The following is a 17,003-nucleotide window of genomic DNA, read 5'->3' as shown; positions in this document are numbered from 1 at the left end:
CAAATCGGCGCTTCAAATCCTGGGGGGCATGCCCCCCAGGATTTGATCACTCAAATGGCGGCATGAACGACAACCGGGATGAGCTTAATTTAGCCGCCAACCTGTCCAAGAAGGCGAGGCCACCTCAAGGCCACCTCAGATCGCATTGGCCAGACGCTTGATCTCTCAGGTCCCTTTGGTCAATTTCGCCTCAATGACAGCTCAGCGCCGATGCTGTGCCTGGCAGGCGGCAGCGGCCTTGCCCCGATCATGGCGATCTTGCAGCAAGCCCAGTCCATGGGTGCGAACCGTCCGGTAACCCTGCTCTACGGGGCCCGGACCCGCCAACACCTCTATTGTCTGGACGAGATCGAAGCGCTTAGCGCGGCCTGGGATGCGCCCTTCGAATTTGTTCCGGTACTTTCGGAAGAGGATGCGGGCAGCGACTGGACCGGGGGCCGAGGGTTGGTCACCGAGCCGATCGCACGGCTTCCCGGCCTGACCCGCACCGAGGCTTATTTGTGCGGACCTCCAGCCATGATCGACGCCGCCGAAGCCCAGCTTATACAACACGGCGTGTTGCCGGAAATGATCGCCGCGGATCGCTTTCTCGACAAGAGCACGATGCGCTGAACCCCGGACTTCGGATGCGGTTCGAAGATTGAACGGATCCGTTCCTGGCCTCGGTCCGATACGCCGGAACCGGACCGAGGCCGGCCCGGGCGCGCAGTGCTCAGTTGTCGACCAGAACCATCTTTCGCACCATGTCCTGAACATCCACTTTTGCCTTGTTGTCCAGCAGCACAGCAACCCGGTTGAGGGTCGCGATCACGGAGGTGTACTGGCCATGCGCGTAATAGGCATCGATCGGGTAGACGACTGTCTTGTCGACCGGCGCCCGCTGGTAGCTGAGCTGGCCGATGCCATAGATCGCAAGCCCGCCTGCTTCGGCATGCCCCATCATGCGTTCGGCCCGATCCCGAGTGATATCGCCGCCGAATTCGACCAGTTCCGGCGGAGCAATCGTTGGTCCCACATGGGTTGGCTTCCACCGCGCGGCGCCGATCACACCCGCCACGTTCAGCAGTTCCTTGAACTCGAATTTCTCGGCCATGGTTCTCGATCCTCCACATTCGGATACAGGGTGTCGTTCCTGCGGTGTTTGCCGTCTGGCCGAACCAGCGGATCAGGCGTCGGGACGCTTGCCGATGCCGACGCCGCCGTCGCTGAGCAGAACCGTTCCGGTCATGTATGCGGAATCGCGACGCGAAGCCAAAAGCGCGTAGAGACCTGCATGATCGTCCGGCTCGGCGATCCGCGCCAGTGGCGTCATGCCCGCGATCATTCCGTCCAGGCCAGGCATCTCCTCCATCTTGGTTTCGGAAAACCCGCCAGTCTTGGTGCCGCTGAGCGGAGTTCGGGTGCCGCCCGGCGCGACGCCATTGACCCTGATATCGGGTGTCAGTTCCCAGGCCAGCTGCCGGATCAGGCCAAGCACCGCGTGCTTCGATGCGACATACAGTGTCCCGCCGCCGCCAGTGTAGTAGCTCGACGTCGAGGCGGTAAAGACGATGCTGCCTTTGGTTTTCCTCAGTTCGGGAATCGCGGCGCGCGCACCGAAGAAATACCCCTTCAGGTTGACGTCAAAGATTTCGTCGAATGTCTTTTCCAGAAGCTCGGGATCCTGCTGCTCAAGGGGCACCATGAAATCCCAGATCCCGACATTGCCGACAAAGACATCCAGCTTGCCGAATGCCCCGACTGTCTCGGCGACGGCCCGGGCATTGTCTGCAAAGGAACGGACGTCGCCCGCGACCACGGCGACCTTGTCACCGTGGCGCGAACGCACCAGCTGGGCCTGCTCGTCGTCTCGGACGAGCACACCAACCCTGGCCCCTTCTTCAATATAGCGGGCGACCACCGCCGCACCAATTCCGGTTGCGCCGCCAGTCAGCAGCGCAACCTGTCCTTCAAGCCTTGCAGACAATGCCACTCTCCTCTTCAAGCCGGTTGTGCGGGGTTGCTCGGCCTTACTGGTCGAACATCCCCACGCGACCTTCCTGCAGATTGATGACCACCGACTTCGTCTGCGTATAGTGGTGCAGCACCTCATGGCTGAATTCACGGCCGAAACCGCTCTGCTTGTATCCGCCCAGCGGCATGTTGGGCTTGAGGTTGTAGTAACGGTTGACCCACACGGTTCCGGTTTCGAGCTTGCGGGCAATCCGGTGCGCGCGGGAGATGTCCCTGGTCCAGACGCCACCGGCCAGGCCATAGGTCGTATCATTCGCCAGCGCCATCATATCGTCTTCGTCGTTCCAGGTCAGCACGCTGGTGACCGGGCCGAAGATTTCCTCGCGGGCGATACGCATCGAGTTGCTGACGTTGGTGAAGACCGTTGGCTTGATGAAATGCCCGTCGGCGAGGCTTTCGTTGCGACTGCCTCCGGTGAGGACCGTGGCACCTTCCTCGGTAGCCAGCTGAAGATAGCTCTGGACCTTGTCCATCTGCATCTGCGAAGCCTGCGCACCAAGCTGGGTGGCAAAGTCCAGAGGATCGCCCTGGCGGATGCCTTCGAGGGCCACCTTGAACTTGGCGAGGAACTCGTCCTGGATCGATTGGTGCAGGAACAGCCGCGAACCGGCCAGGCAGACCTCACCCTTGTTCAGCACCGTCGACATCGTGGCGCTCTCCACTGCCGCATCGATATCGGCATCCGCGCAAACGATGTGCGCCGACTTGCCGCCCAATTCCAGAGTCTGGGGAATGATGTTCGAGGAAGCATACTGGATGATCCGGCGAGCCGTCGCCACCGAACCGGTGAACGCGACCTTGCGGACATCCTCGTGGGTCACCAGCGCTTCACCGACGTCGGCGCCGTAACCGGTCACGACGTTGATTACGCCCGGGGGCAGAAGGTCGGCCATTTCGACGAAGAATTCGATAACCGAAAGGCAGACGGTTTCCGCGGGCTTGAGCACCACCGTGTTGCCTGAAGCCAGGGCTGGCGCGATCTTGCAGGCCATCATCAGGATCGGGACGTTCCATGGAATGATCTGCGCGCAAACGCCCAGCGGCTCGCGGTGGACGATGCCGATCGCATCGGGATAGTCCAGCGTCTGGCCGTGTAGGCCATAGGCTGCGCCGGCGAACACTTCGAATTGGCTTATAGCCTGCGGCATGTCAAAGTACATCGATTCGCGGATCGGCTTGCCGTTGTTCAGAGTTTCGAGCGTTGCGTAATGTTGGTGGCGCGCCTTGAGCCGACGGGCGACCTCGATCAGGATTTCCTGGCGCTCGGCGGGCGAGCTTTCCGACCACTTCGGGAAGGCGGCCTTGGCCGCCGCGACCGCGCGCTGAATGTCCTTGGCGTTGCCCGCCTGGATCTTGGTGAGCACCGCCCCGGTCGCCGGATTGATCAGGTCGATCGTCTTGCCGCTGTCACCCGAAACCCATTCACCGCCAATGAAGTGGCCGTATTCCGGCTTGATGCCGTATTCGTTTTCCGCGCTTTTCAGTTGAGTAGCCATCTTAAAACTCCTTCCAATCTTATTCCACTGCAATGACCAGATCTTCGGCCGGGAACAGACGGCAAGCCAAGGCATAACCTGCCTGGCGATCGCTATCCGACACCTTCGCCGCACTCATCTTGCCGGTCCGGTAATCGCCTTCGACTACCCTCACCCGGCAAATTCCGCATCCGCCGCCCCGGCAACCAACCCCGATATCGCCGGCACCACAACGTTCCATTGCGAGGAGGACCCGCTCGTCCCCGCCGCAGGTGAACTCGCCGCCGCCGACCACGCGGATTTGATAGAGGCCGGTCACGGTCCTAGCCTTGTCCAGCCGCCTTCGCGGCCGCTTTGGCAGCGAAGGTCTCTCCACCCACCGCGAAATGGCCCGGCGGCATCTCGCGCAGGATGATGCGAACCGATTCGCGCGGCGCACCGATCGCTTCGATGGCGGCAGCGGTCAAAGCCTGGATCAACCGCTCCTTGTCGTCGGAAGTCCTCCCTTCGAGCAAGTTGACCTCGATGATCGGCATTCAGGCCTCCACCTGGAACATGACCGAACCCAGCCCCTGGACGGTCGTGCGCACCGTTTGACCAGGTGCCAGATTGGGCGCGGCGGTGATCCCGCCCGCCATCACGATGTCTCCGGCCGAAATCTCCTCACCAGCTTCGGAAACAAGCCTGGCTGCCGCGACCAGCGAGCGCAGGGGGTGGCCGAGAATCGCGGCGGTCGAGCCGATTTGCTTCACTTCCCCGTCGATTTCGAGGTAAACGCCGAGGTTCGAGAAATCCAGCGCGGGATCGTTCCAGGAACCGATCACCAGCCCGGACGACGAGGTATTGTCGGCGATGACATCGGACAACGCGAACTTGAAGTTCTCATAGCGGCTGTCGATGATTTCCATGGCTGGGGCAATCGCCTCGACCGCCGCCAGCGCGGCCGCCGCCGTCACTTTGCCGGCCAGCGTCGCCTTCATCAGGAAGGCGACTTCAGGCTCGACCCGCGGATGGACAAAACGCGCCCGCGACATGGCCGTGCCCTCCTCGATCAGCATGGCATCGGTCAATCGCCCCCAGGCGACCTCGTCGACCCCGACCTGCAGCATCTTGGCGCGGCTCGTCAGCCCCATCTTGACCCCGATGCGGCGTTCGCCCCGCGCCAGCCGCCGATCGACCGACAGCTGCTGGACCCGGTAGGCATCCGCGACGCTCAGGTCGGGATCGGTATGGGTGAGCTGCGGTGTGGCACGCGCGTGCAAAGCGGCGCTGTCGAGGATTTCGGCGTATCGCTCAAGTTTGTCCATTGCCTTGGGCCTATGCTGCACGTGCGGAAACAAGATCGAGCGCGACATCGACGATCATGTCTTCCTGCCCCCCGACCATCCGGCGCTTGCCCAGTTCGATCAGGATTTCGCGCGTATCCAGCCCATACTGTTCGGCGGCCTTTTCCGCGTGACGCAGGAAGCTCGAATAGACCCCGGCATAGCCCAGGCTCAGCGTTTCGCGATCCACCCGCACCGGGCGATCCTGCAACGGACGGATGATGTCCTCCGCCGCGTCCATCAGCGACATGACATCGCAGCCATGGTTCCAGCCCTTGCGATCAGCGGCGGCGACGAACACCTCGAGCGGCGCATTGCCGGCCCCTGCCCCCATTCCGGCAAGGCTCGCATCGATCCGCACTGCGCCTTCCTGAGCCGCGACGATAGAATTGGCCACACCGAGCGAAAGGTTATGGTGGGCGTGGATGCCGCGCTGGGTTTCCGGCTTGAGGACGCGGTCATAGGCCCGCAGGCGATCGCGCACCCCGTCCATGTCGAGCGCGCCGCCGCTGTCGGTCACATAGACGCAATGCGCCCCATAGCTTTCCATCAGCAGGGCCTGCTGCGCCAGCGCCTCGGCATCGATCATGTGGCTCATCATCAGGAAGCCCGAGACATCCATGCCGAGGTCGCGGGCAATGCCGATGTGCTGCTTGGCGACGTCGGCCTCGGTGCAATGGGTCGCCACCCGCACCGAGCGCACGCCGAGCGCATAGGCGCGGCGGAGTTCCTCGACCGTGCCGATACCCGGCACCAGCAATGTGGTCAGCACGGCGTTCTTGATCACGTCGGCGGCGGCCTCGATCCACTCCCAGTCGGTATGCGCACCGAACCCGTAGTTGAACGACGTGCCGTTGAGGCCATCGCCGTGCGACACCTCGATCGCATCGACGCCGGCATCGTCCAGCGCCTTGGCAATGGTGCGGACACTTTCGGTGCCGTACATGTGAAGAATGGCATGCATGCCGTCACGCAGGGTGACGTCCTGGATGTAGAGCTTTCCGGTTTCGGGATTGAAGGTCATGCTGCCACCTTTTCAAGGCGTTGTTGGGCCAAACGCTCACCCGCTGCCTTGGCGGCGGCGGTCATGATGTCGAGGTTGCCGGAATATTTCGGAAGATAGTCGCCAGCGCCCTCGACCTCGAGGAACACGCTGGTCTTCAGGCCGACGAATTCGCCGTATCCGGGGATCTTCAGCGGCCGGTTCGAGCCGAACCGTTCGAACTGCACTTCCTGCTTGAGGCGATAGCCGGGCACATAGGCTTGCACGGTTTCGACCATTTCCTTGACCGAGGCGCGGATGGCGTCCTCGTCCACCTGATCGGTCAGCGTGAAGATCGTGTCACGCATGATCATCGGCGGTTCGGCGGGATTGAGGATGATGATCGCCCGGCCGCGGCCGGCACCGCCCACTATCTCGATCGCCTTCGCGGTGGTCCGGGTGAATTCGTCGATGTTCGCGCGGGTGCCGGGCCCGGCAGAACGCGAGGACACCGACGCGACGATTTCAGCGTAATGAACCGGGGTCACCCGAGAAACCGCGGCGACAATGGGAATGGTCGCCTGGCCGCCGCAGGTGACCATGTTGACATTGCGGATTTCGCTGTCGAGCACTCCGCCGACCGGCGGGACAAAAAACGGCCCGATCGCGGCAGGGGTCAGATCGACAACCAGCTTGCCGTCGGCTTGCAGGGCAGCGTCGTGTTCCTTGTGGGCGTAGGCCGAAGTCGCATCGAACGCGATGCCAATCTCGGGGTAGGCCGGCAGCTTGCGCAGCCCTTCGATTCCCTCATGGGTCGTCGCCACGCCGCGCTCGCGGGCCATCGCGAGGCCTTCCGAGGCCGGGTCGATCCCGACCACCGCCGCCAGTTCAAGGGTATCGGAACCCTTGAGCAGCTTGATCATCAAATCGGTACCAATGTTTCCGGAGCCGATGATGGCGCACTTCATCTTGGTCATTCTTCGATCTTTCCGTTCATCTGCGTCAGCCGGCCTCGCCAGCGAAAGCCGCCCGCACCGTTCCGACGCCATTGATTCTCGCTTCCACGACATCGCCGCGCGCGATCCCGGCCATGGGCCCGAGCGCGCCGGACAGGATCACGTCGCCTTCAAGCAGCGGGCGTCCGACCCGGGCCATCACCCGCGCCAGCCACAGCGATGCGGTGATCGGGCTGCCGAGGCAGGCAATCCCCGCCCCCACCGAGATCGGCTCGCCCTTTACCTCCATCACCATGCCGCATTCGCGCAGGTCGAGCGCTTCGAGCTTGCGCGGCACCGCACCCAGCACGAACAGCCCGCTCGAGGCGTTGTCGGCGACGGTGTCCCAGATGCGGATGTCCCAGTTGGCAACGCGGCTATCGACGATCTCGATCGCGGGTACGACATATTCGACCGCGCGGATCATCTCGGCGGTGGTGAGATCGGGATAGAGCAGGTCCCGGCCGACCACGATCGCGATTTCGGCCTCGACCTTGGGCTGGATGACCTGATCGAGCGAGATCGGAATCCCCTCGGGCACGTCCATGTCGGAAAACAGCATGCCGTAATCGGGCTGGTCGACGCCAAGCTGGCGCTGGACCGCCAGCGAGGTCAGCCCGATCTTGCGGCCGACCAGGCGCCGTCCGCTGTCAAGGGCGTGCCGGGTGTTGATTTCCTGCACGGCGTAGGCGGCATCCACGCCGCCGGCCGAAATGAGATCGCGAATCGGCGCCACCGGCTTGCCGCTGGCAGCCGCGCCCCGCAATTGCTCGGCCGCCTGCTCGATGGCCGTGGGATCGATAGTGGTTTCAGTCGTCATGGTCTCAAAGCTTCACGCAGATGTTTTCGGTTTCGGTGTAGAATTCGAGGCTGTGCACGCCGCCTTCGCGGCCGATCCCGGAATGTCCCGAACCCCCGAATGCGGTGCGCAGATCCCGCAGGAACCAGCAATTGACCCAGCAGACGCCAACCTGCATCGAGGCGGCGACGCGGTGCGCCCGCGAGAGGTTTTCGGTCCAGATCGTCGCGCACAGCCCATAGTCGGTGTCGTTGGCCAGGCCGATCACCTCGTCTTCGGCATCGAAGGGAATGACTCCGCAGCACGGGCCGAAGATTTCTTCGCGCATCACCGAACTGTCGTGCGCCAGGCCTGTCCACAACGTCGGCTCGACATAAAAGCCGCCCGCTTCATCCCCAGAAATCGCGGGAACCCCGCCCCCGGTGACGACAGTGGCGCCTTCGGCCACCGCGCGCGCATAGTATCCCAGCACCTTTTCCTGATGCTCGGCACTGATCAGCGGCCCCAGATAGGCTGGGTCGCCGGTTGCACCTGGCTTGAACGCCTTGGCAGCCACAGTCATCCGCTTGACGAATTCGTCGAAAACCGGCCGTTCAACATAGACCCGCTCGGTCCCGAGGCAGACCTGGCCGGTGTTCAGAAATACCGAACGCGACAGTCCTTCAACCACCTTGTCGAGATCGGCGTCGGCAAACACCACGGCCGGATTCTTTCCGCCCAGCTCGAACGAAATGTCGCGAACCCCGACCGCGGCCTTCTGCATGATCGCCTGGCCGGTGCCGGTTTCGCCGGTGAATGTGATCGCATCGATATCGGGGTTCGAGGTTAGGAATTCCCCGGCCGAACCCGCCCCGAAACCATGCACCACGTTGTAGACACCCTCGGGCATCCCGACCGCGTTCATGACTTCGCCCAGCAGCGCCGCGGTCCGCGGCGTCTCTTCAGATGGCTTGACCACAACCGTGTTGCCGCACGCCAGGGCCGGTCCGACCTTCCAGGTCATCAGCAGCAGGGGAAAGTTCCACGGGCAGATCACCGCGATCACACCCTTGGGCTTGCGTACCACGTAGTTGAGCGCCTTCCCGCCATCGGGCGTTGCCGTTGCAAAGGATTCGGTGGGGGTCGTCGAAATGACGTCGGCAAACATCCGGAAGTTCGCGGCGCCGCGCGGAATGTCGATGTGCGAGGCGACATGGCGCGGCTTGCCGGTATCCGCCACTTCGGCAGCGAGGAAATCGTCCGCGCGGCGCTCGATCTCGGCGGCAACGGCCGTGATGAGCCTGACCCGTTCCGCCGTGGTCATCTTGCCCCAGGGGCCGTTGAGCGCCGCCTTGGCCGCGGCAACCGCATCGGCCACGTCGGCCTCGCTCGCCTCGTGGACAGTACCGATCCGAAGGCCGGTCGCAGGAGCGAAATTGTCGAAGGTCTTGCCGGTGCTTCCACGGCGATAAGCGCCCCCGATGAAATTCAGGATGGTGTCGGTAACAGCCGGGATATTCTCATTTGCCATGGGCTCTTCAATTCTCCGTAGCGTCTTGTTTCAGTGCCGCGATGGCCAGACGCTCAATATTGCGTCGCCCCGATCGAGATGAGGGCTGCGTTTGCGCACTGCGTATCCAGTTCTTCGGTTCCGCCCGACACTCCGATCGCGCCGACGATTTCGCCGGCGATCGCGATCGGCAACCCGCCGCCGAACATGGCGATTCCGGGCTTCGCGGCGATACCTCCGCTTAGCGCGGGATTGCCCGCGACCATCTTGTAGACGTCCGGCGACGGAACCTTGAAGCTGGCCGCGGTATAGGCCTTGTCCTGCGCGATTTGGGACGAGGGGAACGGGGCCCCGGTGGCGCGCAAAAGGGCGACCAGCTCCCCGGTGGCGCCAACCACTGCGGCGACGAGGGGACAGCCCGCCTCGCCGCCTTTGGCCACGGCGACCTGCACCGCCTTGGCGGCAAGATCGTGTCCCACCGACCGGATTGTCGCCACTCCGTTCATGCTCAGGTGTTCACCGTCATGAAGCGGTCGTTGAGCGCCTTCTCGTAATAGAAGATCGCCTTGCCGGCATTCTCGGCCTGCCACATCCGGCGCGGATTGTCGGGATAGTAGGTATAGCCGCCGCTGAACGTCTCGTTGCGGTTGCCCGACGGGTCGAAGAAATAGATCGTCTGCCCGCGCGTGATCCCATGGCGGGTCGGGCCGATATCGAGCGAAATGTCGTAGCGGCTGATGATGTCCGCTGCATGGCCAACATCGTGCCAGGATTCGAGGTTGAACGATGTGTGATGGATCCGTCCGTCCTCGGGATAGCCCAGAAACGCCACGTCATGCGCCTTGTTGCTGCATGACAGGAAGATGCCCAGCCGAGTGCCGGACCCTTCGTCCACCAATTCCTCGGCCACCGAAAAATCGAGAGCCTCGACAAAAATCTTCGCGCTCGCCGAAATATCGACACCATTGAGGGCGCAGTGATCGAACCTGGTCGCGCGCATACCGCGCGGTTCGGCGATCCAGACGTCCGGATTGCGCACGGCCGGACCGGTCTCGGACAGCTCCATCTCGGCATAGAGATCGAACACGTGGGAGGTTGGCGTATTGAAGCGGATCTTGCGGCCAACACCAGGATCCTCTCCGGCCGCAATCACGTCGACATGAACCCCGATGTCGAGCAGGCGTTCGGCAAAGTGGTCGAGATCGGCATCCCTGGCGACCTTGAAGGCCATCCGGTCGAGCCCGGCAGAATCGGCTTCGCGCAGAATGATGCTGTGGCGATCGAACTCGTCGAAGGCCTGGAAGAAAGCCCTGCCTCCCTCGACGCTCACCAGGTTGAGGCCGATACGGTCACGATAGTGCTGGATTGCCTCATCCAGATCGAGGACGCGCAACTGGACATAGCCAGGGCGAAGTACACCGGTCAGCGCCATTTCAGTTCTCCTTGTCCCTTCAGGCCTTGAGGCCGTTCTCGAAAAATTCGGCCACCATGCGGTTGAAGCTCGTCATCCGTTCGATCTGAACCCAGTGGCCGCATTCCGCGAACACGTGCAGGTCGGCGCGCGGCAACAGGCTGGCCAGGCGAACGGTCGATTCCAGCGGAATCACCTGGTCGAACAGGCCATGCAGGATGAGCGTTTCGTGCTTTAGCGCCGCCACGTCTTCCTCGCGGCTTGCCAGCATCGCGATGTTGCGCTGCCGGTCAGCCCCGCCGAACGTCGCGTGATACGGCTCATGCGCTTCGGGACGCGCACTCGCTTCATAGCGCGACTGGACCAGGGCTTCGGTCAGCCGGCTGTGATCCCAGGCGAGGTACTTGAGCGAGGTGCGCATTTCCTCTAGCGAAGGCTGATAGCCCCAGACCAGGTCGAGCGCAGGCGTGATCGGGAAATCGAGCCCGGCCGGACCCATCAGCACCGCCCTTTCGACTCGATCGGGATGCGCGATCATGAACGCCAGGGTTATGCCGCCGCCGAAGGAATTGCCGACCATCGAGACCTTGTCGATCCCGAGGCCATCCAGCAGGGATGCGACCTGATCGACCCACACCCGCTTATCTTCGATCCGCCCCTTCGAATCCGAATAGCCAAACCCGAACATGTCGGGCGCGATGACGCGGAAGCGCTTCGCTAGCTCGGGCATGTTGAGCCGCCAATTGGCCCATGCAGTCACCCCGGGTCCCGATCCGTGAATCAGCAGGACCGGTGCGCCATCGCCCACATCGTGGTAGTTCGTGACGCTGCCATCAACCGTGATGGACTTGCCAATCTCCGGGCGTGCGATGTCGTTGGCTACGGCAGTCATGGCTCTCCCAATCGATTTTCAACTGTTTTTTTGACGCTAGCATTGCCTGTGTTCGCGCCAGGTCATGCACACAGCTTTCGCGTCCATCCAATTTCTCGTTACTATTGCACCAAACAGAACGCATTTGCAAATGGAGAATGATTCAGCTCCATCGCATAATGCCGGAAGTCGGACTGTCCGGCTCACGCCAAGCCTTCGGCCTTGAGCGCGGCACCCACGGCGGCACGCTGCGCGATCTTGCCGGCATAGGCGCCGAGCACGGGGTAGGCGGCCATGTCGATACCGACGTAGGCTGGCCAACCCAGCATCACGAACAGATAGATGTCGGCAACACTGAAAGCATTGCCGGCATAGTGGTCCCGCCCGGCCAATTCCTTGTCGAGCGCGGCGAGGTGGTTCTTGACCGATTCCGCGGCCGCCGCCTTCGCTTCGTCGGAAGTGCCGGGGGCGAACAGCGGAACGAATGCCTTGTGGAATTCGGAACCGAGGAAGCTGAGACGGCTCAGCAGTCGGTAACGATCGAGGCTGCCTTCGGCCGGCGCCAGGCCAGACGCGGGGTTCTGGTCGGCAATGTACAGCAGGATGGCGGGGTTCTCGGTCAGGGTCTCGCCGCTGTCCAGGGTGAGGGCCGGGACCTTGCCGGACGGATTGACGGTGAGGAAATCCTCGCCCGCCTCGGTCTTGCGCAGGGCCAGATCGACCTTGACGGCTTCGAAATCGGCTCCGGTTTCGCGCAGGGCAATGTGCGGGGCGAGGGAACATGCGCCGGGGCTGATGAACAGTTTCATGGTATTTCTCCTCTAGATTTCTTTTCGACGCCAGACGATGGTCGGCCGTCAGATTGGGGTCGCCAGCAGCGTCGCGATCCTGTGTGTGTCATAGACGCACATTCGGCTCACCAGCTTGGCTACGCCGTCATTGATTAGCAGGCGGTCGGCATATTTCCCGGCGTTGTAGATGCGAGTCTCACCGTCGTTGCGCGTCTGCAGCAAGGCATAACTTGCTTCGGCCGACACGGTATCCCCGTCGATCCCGGTCAAGACCGCTCGCGAAATCAGGTGACGGCTGAAATGCTCCGGAAAGACGTTGGCTCGGCGCAGCGCTACCACCCGATCGACCAGCATGCCCTTGCTGTCGCAATACATCACCGCGGCCGGCAGCCCGTTATCGACATTTTCGCGGGCGATCACCTGATAGAGACAATCGTCCACGAAGAACTCGGGCCACTCCTCAAGCCGGCCGTCATCCAGACACAGTCCGTAAGCGGCGTTCAGGGAATCCACGAGGCCTTGCAAAACAGGATCGACCATGCTCATGCCGATGCCTCCGCACTGACGGCAAGTGCATCGCCCATCAGGTTCAGATAGCCTTTCCAGAATCCGCGCACTGCGTTTTCGTCCATGCCCATCGGCGCGTAATAGCCGCGCACGTCGTCGCCCCCCATTTCGATGAAACTGTGCTTGCCTTCGGCCCCGACCGTGCCCTGCTGGCAAAGCTCGACCGCTTCACCGTCCTCCATCGAAATCAGTCCGGAAGGACCGACGAGGTTCAGGTTGCGCAGCCGGTGACGGGTCGTTTCCTCATCATCGTCGGCATAGCCGAAATAAGTCCATACCAGCTCGGTCTTGTCGACACCGTGAGTCACAATCTGGCGTGTCGCCAGCGTGTTCTGGATCTGCTGCAGCACGACCGACGGAAACAGCGACTGGATGTGCAAGCCCACATCGTCCTCGATCTCGGGCCGGAATTGCAACAGGCGTTCGTCCTGCAGTTTGGCGGACCCTTGCATTTCGCGATTGGCCTCATCGCCGAACGATCCGTAATCGATGTCACCCTTGGGCTTGGAGACGGTAAAGACATTGTGAAAGCCCTGCTCGGCCAGCTCACCCGCGCTGTCCTGACTTTGTCGGTAGATTCCGAAAGTCGGGTAGAACAGGTGCAGCAAGCCGCCGTGGTAGCTGTCGCGGCTGTTTTCGGAATAGAGCTTCCAATTGCCCGCCATATATTGCCGGGAGTAACCCAGGACCTTGATCGGGCGCTGGAAAACGCGGTCGATATACTTGCGCATCACCGGGCCGAGAAAATCGTCAAGCGACTCGATGTCGGCTGAAAAAGTGCCGAACACCATGCCCTTGTAGCTTTCTACCCGGAGCTTCTCGAGCGAGTGACTGGCCAGATCGAAATCCTTTTCGTACCCTCCAACGCCCTTCATCCCGCGCCGGAAGGGTACGCCGACCAGCGTGCCTTCCGAATCGTAAGCCCACTGATGGTAGACGCAGACGAACGCGCCGTCGGCCTGGTTGCCGCGCAACGAACGGCACACCGTCGCGCCCTTGTGCGCGCACCGGTTTACCCAGGCATGAAGCTTGCCTTCCTGTCCGCGCACGAGCACCACCGGCGTTTCGCCGAGATGGGTTGCGCGAAAGTCGCCCGCGTTGGGAATCTCGGCCTCAAGCCCAAGGTAGCACCAGGTGCGCCCCTTGAAGATATTGCGCTGCTCGGCGGCGAAAATCTGCGTATCGTGGTAGACTCTATAGTCCACCGCTGTCGGGAGCGAGGGCGCTCCCACTGGGGCCATGGCATTCATTGTGCTTCTCCTGTAAATCCCTGTCCAGATGCGAGCTGACCGCAAATGCGCATCGCGCTGAGCATCATCGCGGCGTCCGCCTTGCCCGTGCCGACAATATCGTAGGCGGTGCCGTGGGCGACCGACATGTGCAGATAGGGCGGACCCATTATGATCACGCAATTGCCCGAAAAGCCCCAGGTCTTTACGGCAATGTGCCCCTGATCGTGGAACATCGCGAGCACCATGTCGAAGCGCCCCTCGATGCACTGGCGGAAGACCGAATCGGGCGCAATCGGGCCTTCCACGGCAACGCCGGCTGCCCGGGCCCGTTCGACCCCGGGGGCAATCGCGAGCCGATCCTCGTCACCCATGGCGTGCGGGTTGAGCCCCGCCACGGCGATCCGCGGACGAGCGATTCCCCACGACCGCATGGCATCATTAACTTGCCTGATTGCCTTGGCGACGAGATCGGCGGTTATCACGTCGATCACCTGGCGCAGCGACATGTGATCGGTGAGATGCGCCACCCGCAAAGGACCGGTCAGCAACACCAGATAGCTTTCGCCCGGCGTGGGGCTGATCACCTTGTCGAGTTTTCCGGCCATCTTGAGCGAACCGCTGCTGATCGGTCCCATGACCGTCGCGGCGAAGGAGCCATCCCGGGCCAGCGCGTCGAGCTCGTCCAGCCATTGCGCGGTGGCATGGCCGGCCACTTCGGTATCCACACCCAGTGGCAAAACGCCGTCCGGCAAGGCTCCAGTGTCGATCACGTCGATCACCCCGACATCGTCACTGGGCTGTTCGAACGAACGCATCCGGCGCACCCGGGCCCTGACCCCGGTCATGTCGAGCGCACGCTCCACCGCCGCTGCCGAGCCAAGTAGCACCGGTATCGATACCTCGTGTACCGAACCGTCCGCCAAGGCCTTGACCGTCACTTCGGGTCCGATCCCCGCAGGATCGCCGATCATGGTCCCGACGACGGGACGCGCTGCTGGTGCTGCCATGGGTCGGTCAGATGCTGTAGACATCGAGCATGGTCTGCGCGAGGTCGTTGATGATCACGGTCTTCTTGCGCTTGATCACAAAACTCCCGCCGGCAGGCTCGAGATCATAGAAGGCCGATCCGCTGTAGACGGTTACCGCCCCATCGAGCACGGATGTTACCGTCCACGATGTGCGCGCCCGTACCAGGCCATCGCCTTCTTCCGTCGAAAGCAACGTGAACACGTGCGAAGTGCGCGGCCCGGGCGTGCTTGCCGAGGACCGCCCGGTGCGAATACGGAAAACCCGATCCTCCAGGCCGCCGCGATTGTGATAATAGATCAGCGAGATTTCGCGCTGCGGATCAACGGTAAGGCGCTCGCGGTCATCCCAGGCCGGAGCCCAGTATTCCGCGTCTTCGGCATAGAGCGACAGCCAGGCGTCCCAGTCCTTGTCGTCGAGCGCTACCGCCTCGCGTCCGAGAAAGCGGTAAACGGCAAGCCAATGCGCATCGGTTGCCGTCATTGCGCCAGCTCCAAGTCGCCCTTGGCAAGAAATTCTGCGGTCTCCTGGTCGATAGCGGAGTTCATCCGGCTGATCCACTCGTCGTGGATAGCTACATAGAGTCCCTCGTCGGCCACTGACGGACTGCTCATCACCGCATCCACCGAAAGGCCGGCGCCGAAACGCCCGGCGTTTTGTTCCCAGCGCGTCGAGCCGCGCGACATGTCGTTCATCCGACCTTCGCCTGCGCCATACCCGGCCTGGCAGTTGTTGAATTCGGTCAGATCGTCCGGCGTCGCCATGCCGCTGGCATTGAAGAAGTCCTCGTATTGCCGGATCCTCAGGGCCCGTGCCGAGGCGCTTTCACCCACCGGAGCGATGCAATAGGTCGTGACTTCGGTCTCGTCGACGGAGATCGGCTGGATGATCCTGATCTGGGTGCTGGTCTGATCCATCAGGAAGACGTTGGGGAACAGCTGAAGATTCCGGATGCGTTTGTTCATCCACAGCGCCTTCTCCTCGCCATGGGTTTCCTCGATCCAGTCGAGGGCCTCGAAATTCGGCCGATCCCGGAAATTGGCGTAGTCGGCCCAGAGCACTGAATGCCCGTTATGGAAGGAAAAAGATCCGCCGTCCTGCCGGTTGAAATTTGAAAAGTCGATCGCCTTGGTGTCGTTCTTGGAGGCCCCCTCGACTCGACGCATCACCGTCATGAAGTAATTGGCGTGGACCGTTCCGACGTGATACCCGTCCAGACCGTTTTCCACCTGCATCTTCCAGTTGCCGCGATAGCGGTACCGCGTAGCGCCCGGCAGCACCTCCATTTCGCCTTGCTGAGACTGGTCGACCAACAGATCGATGAACGCCTTCGAGCCGGCCAGATATTCCTCGAGTGGCAAGACATCGGGAGACAGGCTGCCGAAGATGAAGCCGCGGTAAATTTCCAGACGGGCGATCCTGGGAAGTCCGAAATCGGCGCGGTCGAAGCCAGGCGCATAACCCCCCGCCCCTTCTTCGGTGACGTCGAGAAGGTCCCCTGCAGACGAGTAGGTCCAGCCGTGGAAGGGGCACATGAAATTCTTCCTGTTGCCGGCCTTTTCGCGGCAGACCTTGGCGCCGCGGTGGGCGCAGGCGTTGACCAGCCCGCGGACAGTCCCAGACCGGTCCCGGGTGATGATCACGGGGATTCGCCCCATCTTGGCGGTAAGGAAATCGTGGGGTTTGGCGACCTGGCTTTCGTGAGCGAGGAATATCCAGTTGCGCTCGAAAATATACTTCATCTCGATATCGAACAGCTCGGCATCAGTGAAAGCGGCGCGGTCGATCTGGTAGATACCCCTCGCCTGATCTTTCACGAGCCACGATTTCAGGCGCTGTTTGATCGCTTGCAAATCGGCAATCCGTCCGACACGCTTTTCTGCGGCTTCCATAACGCTCCACTCCCACTTTGCGGCAGCCGGTCGGACGGCTTCCGCTGAATGACTGGACACCTTGGCGGTGTTCCCGAATCCGGTCCCGCGCCGCCCGCCCATCACGGGCGAATCGCTGGATCGACGTTCTGTTGC

At 62.3% G+C, this 17,003-nt stretch carries 20 protein-coding genes; 1 reads left to right on the top strand and 19 read right to left on the bottom strand.

Annotated elements, in window-relative coordinates; all coding sequences use genetic code 11:
- The first annotated feature begins 210 nt into the window (after positions 1-210).
- Positions 211-612 carry a hypothetical protein gene (locus ACFQ24_RS08435; protein ID WP_380910342.1) on the top strand — a complete coding sequence of 134 codons (402 nt, stop codon included), beginning with the start codon at positions 211-213 and terminating at the stop codon, positions 610-612.
- A 100-nt stretch (positions 613-712) separates the two neighbouring features.
- Here ACFQ24_RS08435 and ACFQ24_RS08430 read toward each other — a convergent pair whose 3' ends face one another.
- The 19 genes from ACFQ24_RS08430 to ACFQ24_RS08340 all read right to left on the bottom strand — a co-directional run bounded on the left by ACFQ24_RS08430 (position 713) and on the right by ACFQ24_RS08340 (position 16,868).
- Positions 713-1,093, bottom strand: coding sequence for a hypothetical protein (locus ACFQ24_RS08430; RefSeq protein WP_025548202.1), 381 nt, complete (start codon positions 1,091-1,093; stop codon positions 713-715).
- Between the two features lie 72 nt (positions 1,094-1,165).
- Entirely contained in the window at positions 1,166-1,972 is an 807-nt protein-coding gene (gene hcaB, locus ACFQ24_RS08425; RefSeq protein WP_229742712.1) for a 3-(cis-5,6-dihydroxycyclohexa-1,3-dien-1-yl)propanoate dehydrogenase, read from the bottom strand.
- Between the two features lie 37 nt (positions 1,973-2,009).
- Positions 2,010-3,509, bottom strand: a complete 1,500-nt coding sequence (locus tag ACFQ24_RS08420) for an aldehyde dehydrogenase family protein (RefSeq protein ID WP_025548198.1) — start codon at positions 3,507-3,509, stop codon at positions 2,010-2,012.
- Between the two features lie 19 nt (positions 3,510-3,528).
- A complete protein-coding gene (locus ACFQ24_RS08415) occupies positions 3,529-3,807 on the bottom strand; it encodes a 2Fe-2S iron-sulfur cluster-binding protein (protein WP_025548196.1) in 279 nt (92 codons plus the stop codon).
- 4 nt (positions 3,808-3,811) lie between these two features.
- Entirely contained in the window at positions 3,812-4,024 is a 213-nt protein-coding gene (locus ACFQ24_RS08410; RefSeq protein ID WP_086494136.1) for a 2-hydroxymuconate tautomerase, read from the bottom strand.
- Entirely contained in the window at positions 4,025-4,795 is a 771-nt protein-coding gene (locus tag ACFQ24_RS08405; RefSeq protein WP_086494137.1) for a 2-keto-4-pentenoate hydratase, read from the bottom strand.
- A 10-nt stretch (positions 4,796-4,805) separates the two neighbouring features.
- The gene (dmpG, locus tag ACFQ24_RS08400) at positions 4,806-5,837 is read right to left on the bottom strand and encodes a 4-hydroxy-2-oxovalerate aldolase (RefSeq protein WP_025548191.1); all 1,032 of its coding nucleotides are present in this window, start codon (positions 5,835-5,837) and stop codon (positions 4,806-4,808) included.
- Positions 5,834-6,772: an acetaldehyde dehydrogenase (acetylating) gene (locus ACFQ24_RS08395; RefSeq protein WP_040261278.1), complete on the bottom strand. Its 939-nt coding sequence runs from the start codon at positions 6,770-6,772 to the stop codon at positions 5,834-5,836. Before ACFQ24_RS08395 ends, dmpG begins: the two co-directional genes overlap by 4 nt.
- 25 nt (positions 6,773-6,797) lie before the next feature.
- On the bottom strand, positions 6,798-7,610 hold the full coding sequence (locus tag ACFQ24_RS08390) for a 2-keto-4-pentenoate hydratase (RefSeq protein WP_211150163.1): 813 nt from the start codon (positions 7,608-7,610) through the stop codon (positions 6,798-6,800).
- 4 nt (positions 7,611-7,614) lie between these two features.
- A complete protein-coding gene (locus tag ACFQ24_RS08385) occupies positions 7,615-9,099 on the bottom strand; it encodes a 2-hydroxymuconic semialdehyde dehydrogenase (RefSeq protein WP_211150164.1) in 1,485 nt (494 codons plus the stop codon).
- Between the two features lie 53 nt (positions 9,100-9,152).
- Positions 9,153-9,584 (bottom strand): GlcG/HbpS family heme-binding protein, encoded by a 432-nt coding sequence (locus ACFQ24_RS08380; protein WP_007015980.1) that lies wholly within the window; start codon positions 9,582-9,584, stop codon positions 9,153-9,155.
- A gap of 2 nt (positions 9,585-9,586) precedes the next feature.
- Positions 9,587-10,510, bottom strand: coding sequence for a catechol 2,3-dioxygenase (locus ACFQ24_RS08375; protein ID WP_025548184.1), 924 nt, complete (start codon positions 10,508-10,510; stop codon positions 9,587-9,589).
- A gap of 19 nt (positions 10,511-10,529) precedes the next feature.
- Positions 10,530-11,381 (bottom strand): alpha/beta fold hydrolase, encoded by an 852-nt coding sequence (locus ACFQ24_RS08370; RefSeq protein WP_380910339.1) that lies wholly within the window; start codon positions 11,379-11,381, stop codon positions 10,530-10,532.
- A 182-nt stretch (positions 11,382-11,563) separates the two neighbouring features.
- On the bottom strand, positions 11,564-12,169 hold the full coding sequence (gene gstA, locus ACFQ24_RS08365) for a glutathione transferase GstA (protein WP_380910337.1): 606 nt from the start codon (positions 12,167-12,169) through the stop codon (positions 11,564-11,566).
- 48 nt (positions 12,170-12,217) lie between these two features.
- Positions 12,218-12,697 carry an aromatic-ring-hydroxylating dioxygenase subunit beta gene (locus tag ACFQ24_RS08360; protein WP_037508701.1) on the bottom strand — a complete coding sequence of 160 codons (480 nt, stop codon included), beginning with the start codon at positions 12,695-12,697 and terminating at the stop codon, positions 12,218-12,220.
- Positions 12,694-13,968: an aromatic ring-hydroxylating dioxygenase subunit alpha gene (locus tag ACFQ24_RS08355; protein WP_086494139.1), complete on the bottom strand. Its 1,275-nt coding sequence runs from the start codon at positions 13,966-13,968 to the stop codon at positions 12,694-12,696. The genes ACFQ24_RS08360 and ACFQ24_RS08355 overlap by 4 nt, the downstream gene beginning before the upstream one ends.
- Positions 13,965-14,921, bottom strand: coding sequence for a PdxA family dehydrogenase (locus ACFQ24_RS08350; protein WP_380910334.1), 957 nt, complete (start codon positions 14,919-14,921; stop codon positions 13,965-13,967). Before ACFQ24_RS08350 ends, ACFQ24_RS08355 begins: the two co-directional genes overlap by 4 nt.
- Positions 14,922-14,964: 43 nt before the next feature.
- Positions 14,965-15,459 carry an aromatic-ring-hydroxylating dioxygenase subunit beta gene (locus ACFQ24_RS08345; protein WP_130030104.1) on the bottom strand — a complete coding sequence of 165 codons (495 nt, stop codon included), beginning with the start codon at positions 15,457-15,459 and terminating at the stop codon, positions 14,965-14,967.
- On the bottom strand, positions 15,456-16,868 hold the full coding sequence (locus ACFQ24_RS08340; protein ID WP_130030105.1) for an SRPBCC family protein: 1,413 nt from the start codon (positions 16,866-16,868) through the stop codon (positions 15,456-15,458). Before ACFQ24_RS08340 ends, ACFQ24_RS08345 begins: the two co-directional genes overlap by 4 nt.
- Between the last annotated feature and the right edge of the window lie 135 nt (positions 16,869-17,003).

The sequence above is a fragment of the Sphingobium olei genome, assembly GCF_042678845.1.
GTDB lineage: Bacteria > Pseudomonadota > Alphaproteobacteria > Sphingomonadales > Sphingomonadaceae > Sphingobium > Sphingobium olei.
The sequence above is the reverse complement of the archived record's forward strand: the minus strand, read 5'-3'. Positions and strand labels throughout refer to the sequence as shown.